A 20,344-nucleotide genomic window follows, 5' to 3' on the forward strand; every position below is an offset into this window, starting at 1 on the left:
AGCATTGAGCATGGCCTCTGATACGCCTTAATGCGTTGAGTTGCATCAAGCATTAGCCCCCTATTTAGAAGAAACTAATATAAATGGCGCCGGACTAGATAATGAACCCAGCCATGGCCTTGCGCATACGAGCTGCCGATATCGCTAGCGACTCACTGGCCTGCACAATTTCTTCAATTTGTTTGTCATTACGCTCGGCTTGGTTAAGCAAACCTTCTGTTAGATTATTGAGGCTTTCTATTTCATAGTTTTGCTGATTCACACTGTCGCTAATATTAACATTTGCGCTGCGAATCACCTCAACCGACTGTTCAATTTCACTTAACGCCAACGCAACACTTTGAATCAGTTCTGCGGTATTTTCAGCGTATTCGTTGCTGTCCAATATGTGCTTTTCTGTCTCACTAGCGCCACGCTGCAGCTTCTCAATCATCTGTTCAATTTCTTCTGTCGAACTTTGTGTCCGGCCGGCAAGAGTACGAACTTCATCGGCGACTACGGCAAACCCTCGACCCTGTTCTCCCGCCCGGGCTGCTTCAATCGCGGCATTCAATGCCAGCAAATTTGTTTGCTCCGCAATACCCTGAATGACGTCCAACACCGTGCCGATTTCTTTCGACTCTTCAGCCAATTTAACCACTGAATCAACACCAGATTTTAGCTTGGCTGTTAGTTTAGTCTGGGCATCGATGGTTTTTTCAACCGCTAATTTACCGGCTTTAGATTTTTCTTGCGCACCATTTGAATGCTCTAACGCTTGCTGAGCGCTTTCATTAACATCGGCACTCGCCGTTTTAACCAAGTGGTTAGATTGCGTCATTTTTTCTGCGATGTCTTTTTGTTCTATGGCTAACTGACCGGCATGATTTGCCACCGATCTGAGGTTGTCGCTGTTATCAAAAATCTGCTGATTAACAGAAACGATTTTTTTAACGGTCTCGGTTAATCGGCTAACAAAACGATTAAAAAAGATAGCTAATTGAGTCAGCCGGTCACGGCCATGCTCCGGTAGCCGCTTACGTAAATCGCCACTGCCATCACTAATGTTGTCGAGTGCTTGCACCGTTTTATTGAGCGGTAGAATAATCGAACGAAGAATCACAAAAGAGCAAAGCAAAATAACCACCAACACAACAATCGACAGGGAGGCTAATTTAAAGGTACTTTTGGCAACCGCGGCATCAACATCATCCAGATATATGCCACTACCAATAATCCATTGCCAAGGCTCAAAACCCTTCACATAGGATATTTTCTCAACCGGCTCGTCACGATCCGGCTTCGGCCAAAGATAATCAACAAAGCCTTCGCCTTGCGCCTTTACGACTTCGACAAAGACTGAAAACAGACGCTTACCGTCAGGGTCTTCAAGCGTGGACAAGTCTTGGCCTTCCAACGCTGGCTTAACCGCATGCATAACCATAACTGCGTTATAGTCATTCACCCAAAAATACTCACTGCCACCGTATCGCACTTGCCGAATTTGGCTCTTAGCCAGCGCCTGTGCTTCAGCCAACGTCATTTCACCCGCAATCACCTGATCATTAAGGTAACTCAGTGAGGAATAAACCACCTCAACAACATGCTGTGTTTTTAAATAACGATCGCTCATCAAGCTTTGATACTTAATCGCCGATGCCCACCAGACAACCAACGCCAAGCCTAAAGCCGCCAACAAAACGACGGCGTAAAGCCGTACATTAATCGACACTCGTCTTAATGAAAACATAATCTGTCTCACTGCCAAGGAACAATTTCCTAAGAATAGACTATATTTTTAGTTGTACCTTGGAGCCTGATGGCTATCAGTAATGGCGCTGAAAAGCGCGCAAGCATGGAACTTTCGCTTACAATGGCACCCTAAGTACGGGCCTGACTGGATAGAGACTTAAGATATGACACCCCAAAAAGATTTAAGCTTTTTTGCTATTGCCTTCTCACCTGAGGTCCGGCGAACCGCTATTAGAGTAGCGCTTATTGTTGGCAGCGCCTTGGCGTTGATTAACCATGGCGATAAACTTGTCACCGGAACATTAACAGTCCCAGCGATTCTTAAGATGCTGTTAACGTACTTAGTCCCCTATTCGGTTTCGACCTGGTCGGCGGTAAAAGCGATTCGCGCCTGCGACGGCGACAGCTCCCATTCCCAATTAGGCTCTTAATGGCTGTTATCGGTTAGATAAGGAGCGCAATAGAACCTTATCGAGCCAACCAGCCGCCATCGACGGCCAGCGTTGTACCATTGACATAATCCGCCGCGCTGGACGCTAAAAACACGCAAGGGCCTGCGACATCTGCAGGCGAACCCCATCGACCTGCAGGAATACGATTAAGAATCTCGGCATTGCGCTGTTCGTCCTGACGTAGCGCTTCGGTATTATTCGTTGCCATATAGCCTGGTGCGATAGCATTAACATTGATGTTATGCGCTGCCCATTCATTGGCCATTGCTTTAGTTAAACCTGCGAGACCACTTTTCGAGGCGGTGTAAGAGGGCACTCGGATACCACCTTGAAAAGACAGCATCGAGGCAATATGAATAATTTTGCCAGCAATGTTCTCGGCAATAAAATGCTTTGCCAACGCTTGCGAAAGAAAAAACGCCGACTTCAAATTCACATCGATAACGTCATCCCAATCCTGCTCGGTAAAATCAATGGCGTTGTCACGCCGAATAATACCTGCATTGTTAACCAGAATATCGATCGTTCTAACTTGTGATAACGACTCCTGTAGCAGCTGCGCAATGACATCATTACCACCAGATAAATCGGCCCGCACATCGATAAACCTGCGGCCAAGCTGTGTAATCTGCTCTGCCGTCTGAGTAGGTTCGGAGCGATTCACACCCACAACATCACAGCCTGCTTGCGCCAAGCCAATTGCAATAGCTTGACCTAAACCCGTATTACAGCCCGTTACCATGGCTGTTTTATTACTTAAATCGAAAGGCGATGTTGTCATGAAGTCTCCTTAGTGCGAATAAACGAGCGAGCTAATTAATCAGCATGAGGAATAATGAAATTAAAACCGAATACTTGCCTCATAACGACCGAGCCCAGCTTTGTCTTCATACTGCCAATGATACTTTTGAGCAAGCTCGCGACTGAGTCGCAGACCTAGCCCGAAGCCTAAATCTGCCTCGTCCATCAAGTCTTCTTGGCTGCTGTTCATAATGCAAACATTAGTGCCTTGCTGCACCACCGACACCTTACCACTGATGGTATGCTGAAAGGCATTACGTACCAAGTTAGCAATAACAATTCGACAAGGAACCGCCGCAATGGTCAGCTCATAAGGCTCAGTCTTAACCATTAACTCGATTTCTTTTTTATCGACTAAATAGTTTAAATCTGACACCAGTTCCTCAATAAGTAGATCAAGACGAATGGTTTGATCTGCCGGAAAGTCGCCACTGTCTCGCGACAGCCAAAGCAATGTTTCAGTCAGGCTAGTCATGGTTTTGCCTGCACGCTCAATGCGATCCAATACCTCGATTCTTTTTTGCTCTGTCTCTGCCGTGTTAGGTATTTTTTTCAGCAGTTCCGTATTCGCACGCACAACCGAAATAGGCGTACGTAATTCATGACTGGCGTGGGCGAGAAATTTTTGTTCACGATCGAGCGCTTCATGAGCCGATGCTAAACTGCTACGAACAATGTGCGCTAATGAATTTAACTCTTTGTATTGAAAGTCTGGCACTGGCTTTTTCGCGGTATCGACATTGAAATTCTTCGCCCAATTTTTAAGTGCCTCAACGGGAGAGGCGACTCGACTGATAATAAAAATCAGCCCGGCTAAAAAAATCAATGGTGCCAGAACACCAAATACTAATATCCAAACCGAAGGTGGTGCATGCACTGGCTTTCTAGAAAAGCTTTTCGGCATGACACGCTCGGCAGCAATAAAACGGTCTTCTCCTGTTTTAGTTTTTATTTTCAACAACACATAAACCGATCTCGGCGGTGCCAGAAAATGACTTCTAATTATTTTTTTCTCTATGGTATTGGCTTCAAGATTTTTATGCTCAAAGGTTTTTTGAATCGCCTCGGGCAAGTCTTGTAAACGGCTGGCAACATGAAAACCCAGTATCTCAACCGGTTGACCATCACTGACTCCTTCAACCGTACCGATACGCCCCATCGTTTGACCCGCACCAAAATTAATACCACGGGAAAGATTTTCTATCGATAATAACGACAGTGCAATCGAGATAACGCTGACCAATAAAATGGTCGCAATAATAAAATACAAACGCAGACTTAATCGTATTTTCATTGCTAGCTCGATTCTTCAGTTTGATCAGTAATGGCAAACCCGACATTCGGAATAGTGCGCAACAATTCTTTGCTGCCAGAGCGAGCTAATTGTTTTCGGATATTATAAATATGTACTTTCAAGCTATTACTTTCTGGCGGCTCATTACCCCAAATACTGGTCTCGATGCTTTCTTTTGATACCGCCTTTGGACTACTGCGCATGAGTCGCTCTAATATTTTAAATTCGGTTGGCGATAACTTAAGTAGCTGCTGATCTTTAACCGCTTGCGCCTGGTCTAAATCTAACTCGATACCCGCCACTGTTAGCTTTGTTAACTGGCCGCTACGGCGCGTTGATAAGGCCTTAACTCGAACCACTAATTCTTCGATAGCAAAGGGTTTCACTAAATAATCATCGGCACCGGTTTCAAAGCCACGAACTTTATCGTTCAAGGTATCCATGGCCGTCAACATCAGTACGGGAACATCGATCGACCGCTCACGTAATTGCTGACAGACTCTTAAGCCATTCATCAATGGTAAGTTTAAATCAAGAATCACGACCTGATAGGGATGCTGCTCAATAAGGTTCAATGCCACCACACCATTTAAGGCGTGATCGCAATGAATGCCTTCAATTTCAAAGTAGTCGATCACACCAGTGGCTAGATCGACATCATCTTCGACTAACAAAATATCCAGCACGCTAGCTTACCTGCTCACGACGGATCAATCTGGATTTTAATTTACCCACGCCAAGCCCAAGAGTCGAGCGTATGTCATGCTGAATCATCAAAATAGATGGGATCAGCAATAACGTAATGATCGTGGCAAATAAAATACCGTAACCCAAAGAAGCGGCCGCGGGTTTTAAGAACTCAGCTTGAGTTGAGGTTTCCGATAAAATCGGCGCAAGCCCTGCAAAGGTCGTAATTGAAGTTAATAACACTGCTCGCAAACGACTGGTACAAGCCGCCACAATGGCGTCATGCAGGGTGTAAGTTCCTCGCGTTATAAGCGCATTAAATCGCGATACCAATAACAGACTGTCGTTCACCACCACGCCACTCAGTGCCAAAATACCGAACAACGATAAAATACTCAGATTCAGACCAGTAAAGTAATGCCCTAAAATGGCACCAACAATACCAAACGGAATCGCCATCATAATAAGAACTGGCTGAATATAAGAACGCAATGGAATCGCAAGTAAGGCATAGATCACAATCAGGGCGACGATAAACATCTGTTTCATAGAATCAGTCGTTTCAGCCTGTTGTTCAGCCTCACCAGCAAAGTCGATAACCAAGTTAGAGAAACGACTTTGTAACTCAGGTACAAAACTGCTGTTAAGCAACGACACCAATTCATTGGATGAAATGATAGTCTCATCAACATCAGTGGTAATATAAACAGCTCGTAAACTATCGATACGAGTAATATCCGCATCTTGGAATTCATACTGCACATCAACAATTGAATTCATCGGCACAACAGCGCCACTGTCTGTACGAATCATAGAATCCAATACATCACTCAAAGTTTGTCGGCCTTCTTCTGGCAAGCGTGCAATCACCGTTACTTCATCAGAATCACGTTGGAAGCTTTGTACGCTGCCACCGCCAAAATTGAGAATCACTTGAGACGATAAATCCGAAGTCGTAATACCCATGGCACGACCTTGCTCGTTTAATTCAAAACGATATTGTGGCTCGCCAGCACTGATATTGTCCTCAATGTCACTTACACCGGGGATTTGCTCTAACTCTGCTCTCATTGCTGCAGCGGCGGCGTAAACAGTTTCATTATCTAGTGCTTTAATTTCAGCTCGGAAAGCGTCGACCTGGCGTACACGTGACTGCACAGACAAAGTCTTAACGCCTTCTAATGAACCGGTTATTTTAGTCCAAGTCGAAGACATTTCACTCGAACCATAAACAGCATCAGGCTTAAGCTCAACAGTAATGCTGCCACTATCGTCCGAGCTTGCTAGCACCTGAATGCTATCGATCTGACTCTCGTCGCTGCCATATTTCTTTGCCAGCTCGGCATCAGCTTTCATCGCTGCTTGTTCAAAAAAGGTTAAAGCGGCATCCGTTTGACCAAAGCTTGCGTCTTCATACATCGATAATGAACCGCTAACCGTGTCCCCTTCGATACTCGGGAAAAACGATACTCGAACAACGCCATTCATTGGCCAGCCAATAACAAATACAAAAAGTGCTGCAAATAAAATCACTGCCGGATATCGGTATTGTAAAACAACATCAATTAATGGCTGGTAGCATTTTTTACTAAACCACTGTAAACCAGCATTAGCGCCATTTTGAATTTTATTCCAATAATTCTGGGAGTTTGATTTTCGTTGCGTATTTAAATGCGCCAAATGCGAAGGAAGAATAAGTTTAGATTCAACCAGAGATAACAATAAACAAACCATTACTACAGTACCAAACTGAGCATAAATTTGCCCTAACCGACCTTCAATATTTGCTAAAGCAACAAAGGCGGCAACGGTAGTTAGTACACCAAAAATGGTGGGCACAGCAACTTTGAGCGTACCGCGAATGGTGTTCTCTATCGTATCGCCTTCTTCTTGGCGAGTACTGTAAATACTCTCACCTACAACAACGGCATCATCGACCACAATACCCAGAGCCATAATAAACCCAAAGGTCGTAAACTGGTTTATGGTTAAACCAAGCATCGACTCTGTCATAAAATAGAGCGATCCAAAAAATACAAATGGCAGGCCTGCGGCGACCCACAGTGCAACCCTAATGTTCAAGAAGAGAGCTAAGATCACAAAGACCATAATAATACCGGTCACCGCATTTTTAATTAACAGCTGGAGACGGTCATTAATGCTCGTACTGCTGTCATACCAACTTGTAATACCTATGTTTTCAGGCAAAGCATTACTATTTTTCCATTTTTCAACCACTACATTGGCTTGACGAGCGATTTCGGATACATCGCCATATTCGTCCATAAATAATTCTAACGCCATACCTGGCTGACCGTTGTATCTGGACAACACATAACTTTCGTCATCAAAATCTTCTGTTACTTTAGCCACATCGCCTAATCGAATCTGACTGCCATCAGCCAGTGTTAATAATTGAATGTTGGCAAATTCTTGTTGGCCATAATACTGATCAGAAATCGTCAAATTAGCAGTTTTTTCACTGTTACGTAACATTGTAGAAACCGACGAACTGGATTCAGCATTCACTGCAGAAGAAACATCCTCCAACGTCAGTCCATAAGACAACAGTAAGGCTTCATTTATTTCTATTGAAATAATAGGCTCCTGCTCGCCCTCAATACTAACGTCGCGAATTGCGGATTGAGCTAACAGATCAGCTTTCACCCGCGTGGCTAAATCTTGGAAGGTTTCACGATCGGCATCGCCGTAAAGCTGAACCCAGATAACGTGATCTTGGCGGGATTCTTTTTCTATTATCGGGCTGTCAGCATCTGTTGGAAAGTCGCTTATAGAATCTAAGCTATTTTTTACATCATCAAATAACTTGTCTAAGTCGTAACCAGATACCATTTCGATCGAAGCGGCCGCTCTGCTAGCGGTTGACGTTGTAGTAATGCGCTCAATACCGGATACACTTTCTAATGCCTCTTCGATTTTAACGGCAATTCCTTCTTCTGCCTGTTGTGGATCACCACTGTCGTAACTAACAGACACTGCCACACTATTTGGTGACAGGCTAGGAAACGCTTCTTTGCGTAACGTAGTCAACGATAAGGCGCCAATTACAATGGTGCCTACAAGTAGTAAATTGGCAGCTACCGAGTTTCTCGCAAACCAACCAATAATACCTTCTTTTTCGTAAGTTTCTGAACCAGCCATTATTATTAGCCTTCTACAATTGGGTTGATCTGCATGCCTACAACGTAGTTGCTGAGTGGTCGTTTAATGACTTGCGCATCGTCCATCCCTGCAAGTGGTGCAATATAAACCACACCCGCTTTTTCAAAATATTTCTCGACACTGGCTTTGGCTAGTTTATTACCTTGTTCGACGTACCAAATTTCACCAGATTGCGAAATCGCAGATGATGGCAGCGCCCAAACACGTTGCAACTCCCGACCTTCAATATCCACTTTAACAAAGGTGCCAGGGAATAAACCTGTGTCCAAACCAAAAGGATTATCAACAGCAACAATTATAGATCGCTGACGCGAGCTAGTATCAACATGCAGCTCAACTCGAGAGACATAACCCTGCCAAGTCAGCTTATCTTCTGCATCGTTTAATTTAGCTGCTATAGTATTTTCAGAGTTAAGCAAATCAAAATTATTTAATTTAGGTAAGTTTTGCCATTGCCCTAACGACAGCGGCACTTCGACTTCAACCCGATCAGTACTGTACAGAGTGGCTACCGTTGTTGTGGTTTGCACATAGCTGCCCGGTTGAATATCGCGACTGACAATCAGCGCATCGAAAGGCGCTCTGATTTCAGTTTTAGACAAATCTTGCTCTGCTTTTTCTAAGCTGTATTTTGCATTTTCATAAGCAGCCTGCGCAGCTACTAATTGAGGTTCGCGCAATACTAATTCAGAATCAGGTTCACCACCTAAACCTGAGCTTCGCCATTGTAAGCGAACTTGCTCACCGGTTCGCTCTTCCTCTAGTAAATCCAAACGAGCATCAGCTAAGTTACTCTGCGCTAGCGCAACAGCTTGCAAATAAGACGTATTTTCGATTGTTGCCAACAACGTACCCGCAGCAACAATATTACCACTGGCAAAATCTTCACTGACACTGCTGACTCGACCGCTAACTTCGGCACTGTATGTCACTTGATAGTGCGCAGAGGCCTCGCCATAACCCGTTACTTCAGCTACATAGCTTTGCGCACTAACACTCACGACATCAATTTTAGGTGCGCTGCTGGTATTTGTGTTGGAATTACCGGCAGGAGCTGCTCCTGCTGGTTGAGATTCTTGAGATCCGCCTGCTGATTGGGCTGGAGGGCCACCTGGGCCACCTGGGCCACCTGATCCGCCAAAACTAACTAATAGTGCAAGTAATAAAAGTACAGCCGACCCAGCAAAAACTGCGATCGTTATTTTTTTCTGATTCATGGTTGAGTAACTCCTAAGCCAAGAGCAAGTCCTAATTCAATACGGTTTGTTAATCTTTCATATGTCACTTCGGTCAGTTGGGCTTTGACATCAAAGGTGCTGGTTTGTGCTGAAATTAAATCAGCAATATCCACTAAGCCTGCCCGATATTTTTCAATGTAATTCTCTAAGCTTTGCTCCGAACTTTGCAGCGCAACTTCAAGATGGGCTTGTTGTGCCGCTAAAGACCGCTCACTCGATAACGCCTCTTCCACTTCGTTGACTGCATTCAATAGCGTTTCCTGATATTGCCAATAGGCTAATTCTGCGGACAACTCTGCCTCAGCTGCAGCAGCTTTTAACTCACCTGCGTTGAAGATAGGTGCCGACAATTGACCCAGCAAATTCCAAACAGGGCTGGTAAATAACGACTCCACCAATGAATCCGATGAATCCATTAACGCCAAGCTTAAATTAAAACTAGGGAGAAGATCTTTATAGGCTGCAACTGCACGGTAGTCGCTGGCCTCGATATTATAGTAAGCACTTTTTAAATCAGGGCGGCGCGATAAGTCTTGCTCTGGTATAGAAACCAATGGCGATAACACTTCAGGAAATTGACTGTCGACATCCACTGACAAATCGACCCCTAAAACACCAACCAACAACGCAAGACTTCGTTGATTCGAAGTTAATGTCTGCTGATATGCCTGATAGTTTGAAAGTGCCGTTGCCAGTGTGGTTTTAGCGGCGTCCAAATCTTCTAGATCGCCTAAGCCGGCACGGTACTGTTGTAGAATAATAGCTTCGTTAGCTTCTAAAACAGTTAATCGGCGTGATTGTATTTCTAACACCTGCTGTTGATAACTAATTTGCAACCAAGAGCGCATAATACTGGCAGCCAGAGTATCCTTAGCTTCCTGAACACCAGCTAACTGACTGGCGATATCTTTGCTTGCGGCTTTGTTCCTTGCGCTCAGTTTACGCCAAACATCCAACTCCCAGCTGATGGTTAAATCAGTTGAGAACGAAACATCCGAGCCTTCTTCTTTCTCCGCATCTAGCCCTGCGGTCACGCTTGGCCAGCTGTCACTTGCCGTTGAGGTTCGCTGAGCATAAGCCGTTTTTAGCGCAATAATGGTTTGCTGCAAACTAGGATTACTGGCCATAGCCTGTTCGATAAGCAGGTTTAACTCAGAGATATTTATCAGATCGGTAATCAGCAAGGCTTCTTCGGCCTGTTGCTGCTCTCCTTGCCACTGACTAATTTCAGGCGAAGATTGCTCCGCCAGTTCAGCGTAGTTTTGTTTTGGTGTGATGGCGCAACTGGCCAAAGCAGCCATAGCGGCCCCTGCCAACAGATGGCGACGTCCATAGAGCATAATAATGATCCATTTCCATTAGTGATTAGCACACAGTATAGGCAGGCTTAGGTTAAGATCAGGTTAAGACGGTCGCTTTTTTACCTAGAAGGGTTAGCTCAGCCGACTTAAGTTAGTCAGCAAAGCCATAAAGGTTATGCTTGTGGTACAGCGCATAGTTAACCACCGCGACAATACGATTTAATGAGTTACGCTCTTCTTCGTTTAACTCAGCGGTCATCGACTCAACTAAACTCGGGTAAGCTGCTTGGCAATCGCTTAGGCTGATTTCGATATCATCAAAATAGACCGAAAACTGCGCAATAAAGTCGGAATTTAACTTTTCTGCTAACGATGAGATATAACGTAATTCATCAAAATCGATAGCACCGATAAAGGCTAAATTGCCTGAATCGACGGTTGAGGTTCCAGAAAATAATTCAAATGCCATGCTTAGCCACCTGCCTGCTGCTGTTTAGATAAGTAAAAGTTACCAGCTTTAAGCCAAGGATTCTAATCAGTGCCTGTCAGCTCTAGAAATTGCGTAAAGCAATCAACAATAACGAGGATGGCACCGACCGGTAGATGATTTAATCCACCAACTGATCTTTCACCTGTTCCAGCAAGAAATCCCTTAACACCTGATTTGCATGAGAAAGATAACTGTCCTTACGCCAAGCAATACTCAGATCAACATAGGTTGGTTCTTCGAACGGCCGAGTTACAATTTGATCGTCTTCCTGAATCGCTACCTTCCACATAGTGGTAATGGCATAGCCTCGTCGAATAAGCTGTTTCATTAGTGGGAGTAGATTGGTTCGATAGCCGATTCTCGGCACCATATCTTCACGCCGACTAATGCTATTTAAAAAATTCTGATAAAAATAACTCTTCCGAAACAGCACCAATTCATAGGCGAGAAAATCGCGATAGTAGATGACTTCTTGCTCTGCCAATGGATGATCTTCCGCCATGCACACAATCATTTCTTCACGTGCTAGAAGACCACTTTCCAATTCAGGCCCAACAGCGTTTTCGGCAATGACACCCAGTTCAAGATCACCATCGATTAATGACTGCCGAATACTGCCCGTACCTGCATCCAAAATATTCAAGGCAATATCAGGATACTGATGTTTAAACGCCATTAATAACGGAGGTAAAAAGTAAGAGCCTAACATGCCTGGCACGACGATTTCGGCCTCACCTTGCTGCAACCCTTCTAGGGCGCCCATGGCTAATTTCGCATCTTTGGTTTGCTTAAGAATTTGCCTAGCGTACTGCATGAATTGGCGGCCGGCTTCGGTTAAATCAACACCTCGATCACGGCGATGGAACAGCCGGACGTTTAAATCCTCTTCGAGCTTTTTGATGCTCGCGCTGATTGCGGGTTGCGCCAAGTGTAGCTTACGGGCCGCAGCAGAGATGGTGCCATTTTCGGCCACGCTGACAAAGTGCTGTAACTGGCGAATTTCCATGCTTAAGGCCTCTGGTAACACTGAAGGTATAAATATTATCTATACACTGAATAAATACAAAATATTTTTTTTATTGCCCTTAACACCTTACCCTACGCGCACTTTCAGCCCACTCCTATGTTTAGAAGTTAATACATTGAAACCACTGCATCACAGCCAACTCATTACTGTGTCAATTTGCCTCTGTTCTGTTGTCACCTTCTTTAATCTTTATTGGGTACAGCCACTGCTACCCTTACTGCAAAAAGATTTTGGCATTAGCTCGCTGGGTGCGACGCTTTCAATATCTTCAGCTCTGATGGGGGTCGGGCTAGGCTTACTCATTTTTGCTAGCTGGTCAGATGCTATTGGGCGTTGTAAATTGCTCATCATTGGCACGGCAGGCGGATTATCGATCACGCTCATCATGCCTCTTATTGAAAACTACAATGTATTTATTGCCCTGCGTTTCATTCAAGGTACCTTATTAGCTGCCTGCCCTGCGGTTGGTGTACCGCTATTGGGAGATGAGCTGAGAAAAAGTTGGCTTGCGCCTGCTATTGGCTTTTATATCGCAGCCAATTCTATTGGCAGTGTCAGTAGTCGCCTTATTGCTGGTTTATGCGCCAGCATCGGCGGTAGCTGGCAATCTGCAGCAATGGTTGTTGCTCTTTTAAGCATGCTGCTATTTGCAATCGTGTTATATATCTTACCTGCCCAAAAACGTTTTAAGCCTACTCCATTCAATTTAAAAGACTGCTTAAAATCTTATCAACGACATTTGCGCAGGCCGCGACTCATTTTGCTGTACGTTATTATTAGCCTAATGTTTGGTAGTTTTGTGAATCTATTTAGTTTCTTAATGATTACGCTAGGTGCAGCGCCTTATGAGTTACCCAGCAGTATTCTTAGTCTAATGTTCATTACTTTTTTTGGCGGTACGATCAGTGCTTCGATGGCAGGAAATTACGCCAAAAAGCATGGCCAGATTTCCGGCGTCGCTATCGGTATTGGCATTATGTTATGTGCAAATCTATTTTTGCTTGAGGGTCATTTAACGGCAATGGTCATAGGCATGATCATTATGGCATCAGGTTTCTTTTTCGGTCATGCTCATGCTTCTACGCTAGTCGGTCGCAGCTGCAAAAAACATAAGGGCAGCGCCCAAGCACTATACAGTTTATTTTATTATGGCGGCGCTAGTGCTGGCGCATTCGTACTTGATCCTTTTTATCAAGCTTGGGGCTGGTCAGGTATTGTTTTTGGAACCAGTACTGCCTTTATTATTTGCTTAGCCTTAATTGCCATAGAGTATTACTACATCACCGACGCTCGCGATGCTAAAGCGTCGGCGGCTTAAAGCCGAAGTCTCTACGCACTCGCTTTTTTAGGTAACCAGAACGAAATGACACTCGCAATAACAATAAAGAACGCCGAAACCCAAAGGCAGGCAACCAAGCCATAAACTTGAAATATCCAGCCAGACAGCACCGTTCCTAACAAGCGGCCCATAGCGTTGGCCATGTAATAAAAGCCGACATCAAGTGAGACACCATCGTCACCTGCGTAACTGACAATCAAATAGCTGTGCAGTGACGAGTTGATCGCAAATAAAGCACCAAAAATCATCAGGCCGACAATTAAACTCACCTGCGGCTGAATATTAAAATTCAATGCTAAGGCGATCAGCGCAGCAGATAAGGCCAGCGGCAATGCCCAATAAAAAGCATGCCTGCCATCCGGTGTTTTTGCCTGTTTACTGCCGGTCAGTTTGGGCGCAAAGCCTTGCACAAAACCATAAGCAATTACCCAGCAAGCTAAAAAGCCACCAACCCACCAATGATTCCAATTAAATTGCGCCGCCAAGTACACTGGCAACGCAACCACAAACCAAACATCACGTGCGCCAAACAAAAACATCCTAGCGGCCGAAAGCAAATTGATAGCGCGGCTTTTAGAAAAAATCTCATTAAATTTAGGTTTATTTTTGGCTTTGCCTAAATCCTGTTTCAGAGTAAAAAGGCTGGCAATCAAAACAGCCAACAGTGCAATAGCCATTGCCAATAGCGCGCCCTGAAAACCTAGCAGTGTGAGTAAGGCTCCGCCGAGAAAAAAGCCAACGCCTTTAAGTGCATTTTTAGAACCGGTCAGAATAGCAACCCATTTATAAAGCTGGCTTTGAGAATCCTTAGGTACCAATAATTTAATTGAGCTTTTCGCGCTCATTTTGTTTAAATCTTTAGCAATACCGGACATCGCTTGTGCAGCCATGACCCAAGGCACGGTCAACAGACTTACCGGAACCAACAACATCGACAGCGCTAATATCTGCAACAGCAAGCCAACGTTCATGGTTTTGTTCAGCCCTAAGTGCGCACCCAGCCAACCACCGACTAGATTGGTAATAACGCCAAAAACTTCATAAAAAATAAACAGCATGGCAATCTGCAAAGGGCTGTAGCCCAAGCCATGAAAATAAAGCACAACCAACATTCGCAGTGCGCCGTCGGTCAGTGTAAAGGCCCAATAATTACCCGTAACAATAATGTACTGACGTACCTCAGATGATAGCTGCGCTAATGCTTTCATAGTTTATGCCTTATCAGATAAACCGACTTTTAATGCCAATTCTGCAACCCGATTTGAATAACCCCATTCGTTATCGTACCAGGCATAAATTTTCACTTGGGTTTCATTAATTACCATGGTCGACAAGGCATCAATAATGCTCGATCGCGGATCGGTCTTATAATCAATAGAAACCAACGGGCGCTCTTCAAACCCTAAGATATCTTTCAGTTCGTTTTCGCTTGCCGACTTCAATAACGCATTAACCTCTTCGGCAGTGGTCGCTCGTTCAACTTCAAAAACGCAATCGGTTAGCGATGCGTTAGTCAGTGGAATGCGAACCGCATGGCCGTTTAACTTGCCTTTAAGCTCAGGGAAAATTTGCGTAATGGCTGTTGCTGAACCCGTCGTCGTCGGAATCAAACTGGTGCCACACGAACGCGCTCGGCGTAAATCTTTATGTGGCGAATCGATGATCGTTTGGGTATTGGTAATATCGTGAATGGTGGTCATCGAACCATGCTTGATACCCAATTTTTCGTGAATCACTTTAACAACCGGCGCTAAACAGTTAGTGGTACACGAGGCGGCTGTCACAATAGGGTGCAGTTCTTTATTGTATAAATCGTCATTCACACCGACAACGACATTCAATACGCTGCCATCCTTTACCGGTGCAGTGACCACGACACGCTTAACACCCTGATCCAAATAGGCTTGCAACAAAGCTTGGCTTTTCATCTTGCCGCTGGCTTCAATCACCACATCGCAGCCACTCCAATCGGTATCAGCAATCGCTTTGTTTTGAGTACAAGAAACTTGTTTATCATTAACAGAAAACGAAGCGCCATCGGTTGCTACAGCTTCGTGTTGCCAGCGACCATGAACGGAGTCGAAATTTAATAGATGCGATAACGCTAAAGCATCACCTGCTGGGTCGTTAACCTGTACAAACTCTAAATCTTTCGAGCCAAAACCTGCGCGCATCGCCAAGCGGCCCATGCGGCCAAAACCATTAATCCCGACTTTGATTGTCATCGTAAGCTCTCCTATGTGCCATTTAATTCGCCGCTCAACGCCGCAAAAATAGAATCAGTAAAAATTATTCGCCAATTGAATAGTGTGTTTTTAAATAATTAAGATGTGGTGCCAGCGTTAACGCCTTTGGTCGTATCGACTGAATTTGAGTTTTCGTCTCTTGCCAGCTAAAGCCTGCTTCCAACATTAAAATGGCGGCCATTAAGCCAGTACGACCGGTGCCACCGCGACAATGTATCGCAAGCGTGTTTTTATTTTCGACCAACTCTAATAGCGCGGCTTTATTTGCTTGCCATGCTTCGGCAAAAGCAGCCTCAGGTTCACAGTCATCTTCAACGGGTAATTGAAACCAACGCATACCCATATCGGCAATTTCATCACCCAACGTAGCAACACCCAATTGGCTGAGTTCTGCATCACCATTCATGGTAATAACCGCGGTTGCGCCTGCTTGTTGCAATACCGTAAGAGCATCGCTAATGGAGGTTTCTTTGGTGCCAGGGCAAGGGGTGAATACGAATGTCGAACCATTCGCTAAGGCTAGCGTATCATGTGGGTGCATATAGAATTCCTCTGTTAAAACTGACTGTCGAGTGCTGCTACCTGACTTAATTACGGCAGGGTGACTATATAAAAGGCTGAGTCTTATACAGGCCTAGCTACTAAAGGCCTAATTACTAAAGACTTAGTTATTAAAGGCTTAGTTATTAAGACTTTGCATAAAGGCATAGTACTACGACGACATATGCGGGAAAACATATATGTTCAATATGACAAAGAGATGACAGCCCGCCAACCTAAGAAACAGACTGGCGAATGGCAGCGAGCCAACTAATGAGCGAGGCGGCTGCGAAGCAATAAGAAGATAAAGTAGCAGCCACCAATAATAGCCACAATGGTTCCGGCTGCGATCTGCGCGGGGTACAGCACCAGCTGACCAAACGTATCGGCAACGAGCATCAAATTAGCGCCGACCAATAAGGCACAAATAAGCTGAGCTAAAACCTTACGCGCGCCAAGCATGACGGCAATATGAGGCGCCAGCAAACCAACAAACGCGACCGGCCCCATGACACTGGTCACTAACGCAACGAGCAGCGCTACGGCACACAAAAGCAGCAGAAATGCCCGCTGCACATTGAGTCCACGGGCATGAGCAAAACTACGGCCACCTGAAATCAGCGTTAACCAACGATGCGCTGTAAACACCAAAGCGAGAATAACCCCAACTACAACAGCTAAAAGAAGCGCCGCCTGTTGCGATACTCGATACGTCGAGCCTGCCAACCAAGCCAAGATGTTATAGGAAGTTTCATCGCCGCGCGCCATGCAAAAATGCACCAGCGCTTCGATCATGGCACCAATCGAAATACCGATCAGCACCACAATAGAGGGCGCGTATTGCTGCTTTCTTGCCAAGAGAATTAACGCCAACAACGCCAACGCACTACCGAGCAACGCCAACAGTGGCCCAGAATGATAGATGTTATGACCAAAGAAAATACTCGCCGCGACCAGCATTAATGTCGCACCTGCGGAAATCCCGAGCACATCAGGGCTGGCGAGCGGGTTATAAATAAGCCGTTGCAATAACACACCAGCAACTGCCGTTGCACTGCCAGCACTGATCGCGGTCAGCATTCTTGGCCAACGTAACGACCAGTTATAGGAACCTGGCAACGAAAACTGCCAACGCTTACCAAGCTCTGTAACATCAATATGAATAAAGCTGGCAAAGCTGATCATTAACAACAGCAGTAATACCAACAGACCCACAGTCACATGAGTAAAGCGAAATCGGCTGTCTGGCAAAGCAAGGTGTAGATTATCTTTAGCCTGTAATTTCACGCGAGAAAAATAGATCAACGCCGGTGCGCCGATCATCGCTGTGGCAACACCAGTGGGCAGTAAGTTAGTGCTAACATTAGTAATAGCAATGGCGAGCGAGTCGGCCAACATTAATATGGCGGCACCTAAAAAGGCACTTAATACTAATTCTTGCCGTGGTAAACGAGCGCCCATTAGCCGCGAGGCGTTGGGTGCCAATAAGCCAATAAAGCTGATCACACCGACGCTGGCAATCGCCACCGACAAACTCCAAATCGCTAAACAGAAGAGCAATAAAAAAGCAGGGATTAAAGAAAGCCCGCGCGCAGAAGCATTGCTCTGCCCTAGGCGTAATAGCATTAACACTCTAGGCGCAAAAACTAAAATCAATAATAACGGCGAAAGCCTTGGCGCTAACCATTGGAAGGTCTGCCAACCGTTCTGTTCTAAATCACCCGCACCCCAAATAAATAAACCCGTCGCGTATTGGTTGTGCAGTAAAATAATAGCAGTCGCAATAGAGCCAAAGAGTATATTGACCGCCAAGCCTGCCAGTACAATCGGCAAGCCTGAAAGATTAGAAAAACCTGCAATCAATATCACCAAGACTAAAGCCAGCATCGCGCCAAACATAGCGATGTATAAACTTAAGTTGGCGGTAATAACCGGCAGCCAAATAGAGCCGATGACTAACGCTAGCCAAGCACCTGAAGCCGTGCCTAACGTGAGTGGCGACACCAACGGATTTTGCGTCAACTGCTGCATTAGGCTGCCAACGATGCCTAATGTCGCACCGACAAACAACGCAACCGCTAAACGAGGCAACCTATTTTCCAGCATCAAAATCGCATCGAAGCTCAGCTCTATATTCTGCTGCAACAAGGCAGATTTAATCAGCAAAAGTTGCTCACTGAACGCCACATCAATACCAACCTGAAGGCTAAAAATTGCCACCAAGCTAAGTATTAAAAATCCGCCGATCGTCCTTTTCATTTACGTCATCATTTCCAAAAGTTATTTAACTCAGCTACTCGCTTTACTTCTCAAGTGCTAACTTTTTATTTAGGTGCTAACTCTAATAGAGCATTGGTCAACACTTCGGCGTTGTACAAAATCGCCATAGCGCCACCGTAGTTCCAAGCAGGCTCAACCGCAGCAACATTGCCTGCTTTTACAAATGGAATCGCCTGCCAAAGGTTGGATTTATCAAGCTCAGCCTGTTGTTCAAACGGCAAATAATAGAGCGCCAATGTTTCGGCCGGTAAACGGCCTAGTTCTTTAACACGTTTTTGAGTAACACCCCATTGAGTTGCAGGTTGTGGCATTGCAGGCTCAAAACCTAAACGCTGCAAGGCATACTGAGGGATTGAATTATCGCCATACAGATAAATCGATTTTGTGTCGGCAAAGCGGTAGCTAATAACTTTTGGAAAATCATTATTATAGGCTGCGGCTAGCTTTTCTTTCATTGCATCAAGCTGGCTTTCCATCTGCGCTAGGCGCTGCTCGGCGTAGGCTTCTTTACCTAATGCTTTAGCCATTAGACGATAATTTTTAATCGCCGCCTCTGCATTGTTGTGATCTTCATTATAGGTATGGAAATAAAGCACAGGCGCAATGGCTTCTAATTTTTTTTGCAAGCCAAGCTGCGGTGAAGCAATGATAATAACGTCCGGTTTTAATTCTGCTAAACGCTCTAGGTTTGGCTCCATACGGGTACCAATATCTTCAACCGATTCTGGTACCGCAGGGCGAACAACCCATTCGCTGTATTCTTTAATGTTAGGTACAACAATCGGCGTCACACCAAGCTCTAAAACTTGCTCGGCGATATCCCAGTTCAGTGCTGCTACACGCTGCGGAGTTTTTGGCAAGGTTTGCATACCATGACTGTCTTCAACCTGAATATCGGCAAACGCACTTACCGCAAAAGTGAAGACAGCTGCACTGAGCAGTGCTTGTTTTAATAATTTGATTTTCTTCATCATAAAATAACCACCTGTTCTGATCGGGTTGGGTGTGGGATAAGCTGTATTTCTGTGTTGTAAAGTTGCGACAAATTTTCTGCCGTCAGTACCGTTTTTGCTTCACCGGTAAATAAAACTTCGCCTTGCTTGAGAGCAATAACTTGGCTTGCGTAGCGCAATGCCAAATTTAAATCGTGCAAAATAACCACGATGCCGCGCTGGTTAATTTGGTTAACTGCCTTAAGCAGCTCCATCACTTGAATTTGGTATTGAATGTCGAGCGCAGAGGTTGGCTCATCTAAAATTAGCAAGCCGGATTGCTGTGCTAACAGCATCGCGATCCAAGCACGCTGACGTTCACCGCCAGAAAGCTCATCAGCCAAATGCTGTCGCAGCGCCGCCAAGCCGGTTTGATTAATCGCCTGATCAATATATTTTTGATCCTCATCGTTCCAACGACCCAACGCGCCGCGCCAAGGGTAACGACCTAAACGGATCAACTCTTCAACATTTAAACCTGAAACCTCGGGTAATTTTTGCGGTAAATACGCAACCTGCTGTGCCAAGATTTTTTTGTTGTAGTCAGTTACTGGTTTATCTTGCCATGCCACCGAACCATGATCGGCCTGTAACTCTGCGGCCAGTAATTTAACCAGCGTCGACTTGCCTGAGCCGTTATGGCCTAACACGACAGTAAAGTCGCCAGCAGCAATGGTTAAATCCGGAACATTAAGAATTTTTTTTCCGTCGCGAATCACTTCAACATCAGTCAGTCGATACAC

The 20,344-nt window shown here is 45.1% G+C and carries 17 protein-coding genes; 2 read left to right on the top strand and 15 right to left on the bottom strand.

The window, feature by feature from the left end:
* Window positions 1–94: 94 nt before the first annotated feature.
* On the bottom strand, window positions 95–1,741 hold the full coding sequence (locus FME95_RS07560) for a methyl-accepting chemotaxis protein (RefSeq protein WP_246109362.1): 1,647 nt from the start codon (window positions 1,739–1,741) through the stop codon (window positions 95–97).
* Window positions 1,742–1,895: 154 nt separating this feature from the next.
* Here FME95_RS07560 and nrtS point away from each other — a divergent pair, with 154 nt between their 5' ends.
* Complete coding sequence (gene nrtS / locus FME95_RS07565; protein WP_147713783.1) at window positions 1,896–2,162, top strand: nitrate/nitrite transporter NrtS; 267 nt, start codon at window positions 1,896–1,898, stop codon at window positions 2,160–2,162.
* A gap of 37 nt (window positions 2,163–2,199) precedes the next feature.
* On the opposite strand, the gene kduD is transcribed toward nrtS, so the two are convergent.
* From kduD to FME95_RS07605, 8 genes are all read right to left on the bottom strand, one after another.
* Window positions 2,200–2,964 carry a 2-dehydro-3-deoxy-D-gluconate 5-dehydrogenase KduD gene (gene kduD, locus FME95_RS07570; protein ID WP_147713784.1) on the bottom strand — a complete coding sequence of 255 codons (765 nt, stop codon included), beginning with the start codon at window positions 2,962–2,964 and terminating at the stop codon, window positions 2,200–2,202.
* A gap of 60 nt (window positions 2,965–3,024) precedes the next feature.
* Window positions 3,025–4,278 (bottom strand): sensor histidine kinase, encoded by a 1,254-nt coding sequence (locus FME95_RS07575; protein WP_147713785.1) that lies wholly within the window; start codon window positions 4,276–4,278, stop codon window positions 3,025–3,027.
* A 2-nt stretch (window positions 4,279–4,280) separates the two neighbouring features.
* Complete coding sequence (locus FME95_RS07580) at window positions 4,281–4,964, bottom strand: response regulator transcription factor (protein ID WP_147713786.1); 684 nt, start codon at window positions 4,962–4,964, stop codon at window positions 4,281–4,283.
* Between the two features lies 1 nt (window position 4,965).
* Window positions 4,966–8,127 (bottom strand): efflux RND transporter permease subunit, encoded by a 3,162-nt coding sequence (locus tag FME95_RS07585; protein ID WP_147713787.1) that lies wholly within the window; start codon window positions 8,125–8,127, stop codon window positions 4,966–4,968.
* Window positions 8,128–8,132: 5 nt separating this feature from the next.
* The gene (locus FME95_RS07590) at window positions 8,133–9,365 is read right to left on the bottom strand and encodes an efflux RND transporter periplasmic adaptor subunit (RefSeq protein ID WP_147713788.1); all 1,233 of its coding nucleotides are present in this window, start codon (window positions 9,363–9,365) and stop codon (window positions 8,133–8,135) included.
* Complete coding sequence (locus FME95_RS07595) at window positions 9,362–10,726, bottom strand: TolC family protein (RefSeq protein ID WP_147713789.1); 1,365 nt, start codon at window positions 10,724–10,726, stop codon at window positions 9,362–9,364. Before FME95_RS07595 ends, FME95_RS07590 begins: the two co-directional genes overlap by 4 nt.
* Before the next feature lie 112 nt (window positions 10,727–10,838).
* Window positions 10,839–11,156: a hypothetical protein gene (locus tag FME95_RS07600; protein ID WP_147713790.1), complete on the bottom strand. Its 318-nt coding sequence runs from the start codon at window positions 11,154–11,156 to the stop codon at window positions 10,839–10,841.
* A 139-nt stretch (window positions 11,157–11,295) separates the two neighbouring features.
* On the bottom strand, window positions 11,296–12,183 hold the full coding sequence (locus tag FME95_RS07605) for a LysR family transcriptional regulator (protein WP_147713791.1): 888 nt from the start codon (window positions 12,181–12,183) through the stop codon (window positions 11,296–11,298).
* A 136-nt stretch (window positions 12,184–12,319) separates the two neighbouring features.
* On the opposite strand from FME95_RS07605, the gene FME95_RS07610 reads away from it, so the two are divergent.
* Window positions 12,320–13,522, top strand: a complete 1,203-nt coding sequence (locus FME95_RS07610; protein ID WP_222709921.1) for an MFS transporter — start codon at window positions 12,320–12,322, stop codon at window positions 13,520–13,522.
* A gap of 11 nt (window positions 13,523–13,533) precedes the next feature.
* Here the strand turns inward: FME95_RS07610 and arsJ are convergent, their stop codons facing one another.
* The 6 genes from arsJ to FME95_RS07640 form a co-directional block, all read right to left on the bottom strand.
* Entirely contained in the window at window positions 13,534–14,751 is a 1,218-nt protein-coding gene (gene arsJ, locus FME95_RS07615) for an organoarsenical effux MFS transporter ArsJ (RefSeq protein WP_147713793.1), read from the bottom strand.
* A gap of 3 nt (window positions 14,752–14,754) precedes the next feature.
* On the bottom strand, window positions 14,755–15,768 hold the full coding sequence (locus tag FME95_RS07620; protein ID WP_147713794.1) for an ArsJ-associated glyceraldehyde-3-phosphate dehydrogenase: 1,014 nt from the start codon (window positions 15,766–15,768) through the stop codon (window positions 14,755–14,757).
* Between the two features lie 64 nt (window positions 15,769–15,832).
* On the bottom strand, window positions 15,833–16,330 hold the full coding sequence (locus tag FME95_RS07625; protein WP_147713795.1) for a phosphatase domain-containing protein: 498 nt from the start codon (window positions 16,328–16,330) through the stop codon (window positions 15,833–15,835).
* A 269-nt stretch (window positions 16,331–16,599) separates the two neighbouring features.
* Window positions 16,600–18,588, bottom strand: coding sequence for a Fe(3+)-hydroxamate ABC transporter permease FhuB (gene fhuB, locus FME95_RS07630; RefSeq protein WP_147713796.1), 1,989 nt, complete (start codon window positions 18,586–18,588; stop codon window positions 16,600–16,602).
* A 65-nt stretch (window positions 18,589–18,653) separates the two neighbouring features.
* Window positions 18,654–19,583, bottom strand: a complete 930-nt coding sequence (locus FME95_RS07635; protein WP_147713797.1) for an iron-siderophore ABC transporter substrate-binding protein — start codon at window positions 19,581–19,583, stop codon at window positions 18,654–18,656.
* The gene (locus tag FME95_RS07640; protein WP_147713798.1) at window positions 19,580–20,344 is read right to left on the bottom strand and encodes an ABC transporter ATP-binding protein; all 765 of its coding nucleotides are present in this window, start codon (window positions 20,342–20,344) and stop codon (window positions 19,580–19,582) included. The genes FME95_RS07635 and FME95_RS07640 overlap by 4 nt, the downstream gene beginning before the upstream one ends.

The sequence above is a fragment of the Reinekea thalattae genome, from assembly GCF_008041945.1.
Classification (GTDB): domain Bacteria; phylum Pseudomonadota; class Gammaproteobacteria; order Pseudomonadales; family Natronospirillaceae; genus Reinekea; species Reinekea thalattae.

Coding starts and splice junctions, on each gene's coding strand:
- nrtS (WP_147713783.1), top strand. CDS start 1,896: ATGACACCCCAAAAAGATTTAAGCTTTTTTGCTATTGCCTTCTCACCT.
- kduD (WP_147713784.1), bottom strand. CDS start 2,964: ATGACAACATCGCCTTTCGATTTAAGTAATAAAACAGCCATGGTAACG.
- FME95_RS07575 (WP_147713785.1), bottom strand. CDS start 4,278: ATGAAAATACGATTAAGTCTGCGTTTGTATTTTATTATTGCGACCATT.
- FME95_RS07585 (WP_147713787.1), bottom strand. CDS start 8,127: ATGGCTGGTTCAGAAACTTACGAAAAAGAAGGTATTATTGGTTGGTTT.
- FME95_RS07590 (WP_147713788.1), bottom strand. CDS start 9,365: ATGAATCAGAAAAAAATAACGATCGCAGTTTTTGCTGGGTCGGCTGTA.
- FME95_RS07595 (WP_147713789.1), bottom strand. CDS start 10,726: ATGCTCTATGGACGTCGCCATCTGTTGGCAGGGGCCGCTATGGCTGCT.
- FME95_RS07600 (WP_147713790.1), bottom strand. CDS start 11,156: ATGGCATTTGAATTATTTTCTGGAACCTCAACCGTCGATTCAGGCAAT.
- FME95_RS07605 (WP_147713791.1), bottom strand. CDS start 12,183: ATGGAAATTCGCCAGTTACAGCACTTTGTCAGCGTGGCCGAAAATGGC.
- arsJ (WP_147713793.1), bottom strand. CDS start 14,751: ATGAAAGCATTAGCGCAGCTATCATCTGAGGTACGTCAGTACATTATT.
- FME95_RS07620 (WP_147713794.1), bottom strand. CDS start 15,768: ATGACAATCAAAGTCGGGATTAATGGTTTTGGCCGCATGGGCCGCTTG.
- FME95_RS07625 (WP_147713795.1), bottom strand. CDS start 16,330: ATGCACCCACATGATACGCTAGCCTTAGCGAATGGTTCGACATTCGTA.
- fhuB (WP_147713796.1), bottom strand. CDS start 18,588: ATGAAAAGGACGATCGGCGGATTTTTAATACTTAGCTTGGTGGCAATT.
- FME95_RS07635 (WP_147713797.1), bottom strand. CDS start 19,583: ATGATGAAGAAAATCAAATTATTAAAACAAGCACTGCTCAGTGCAGCT.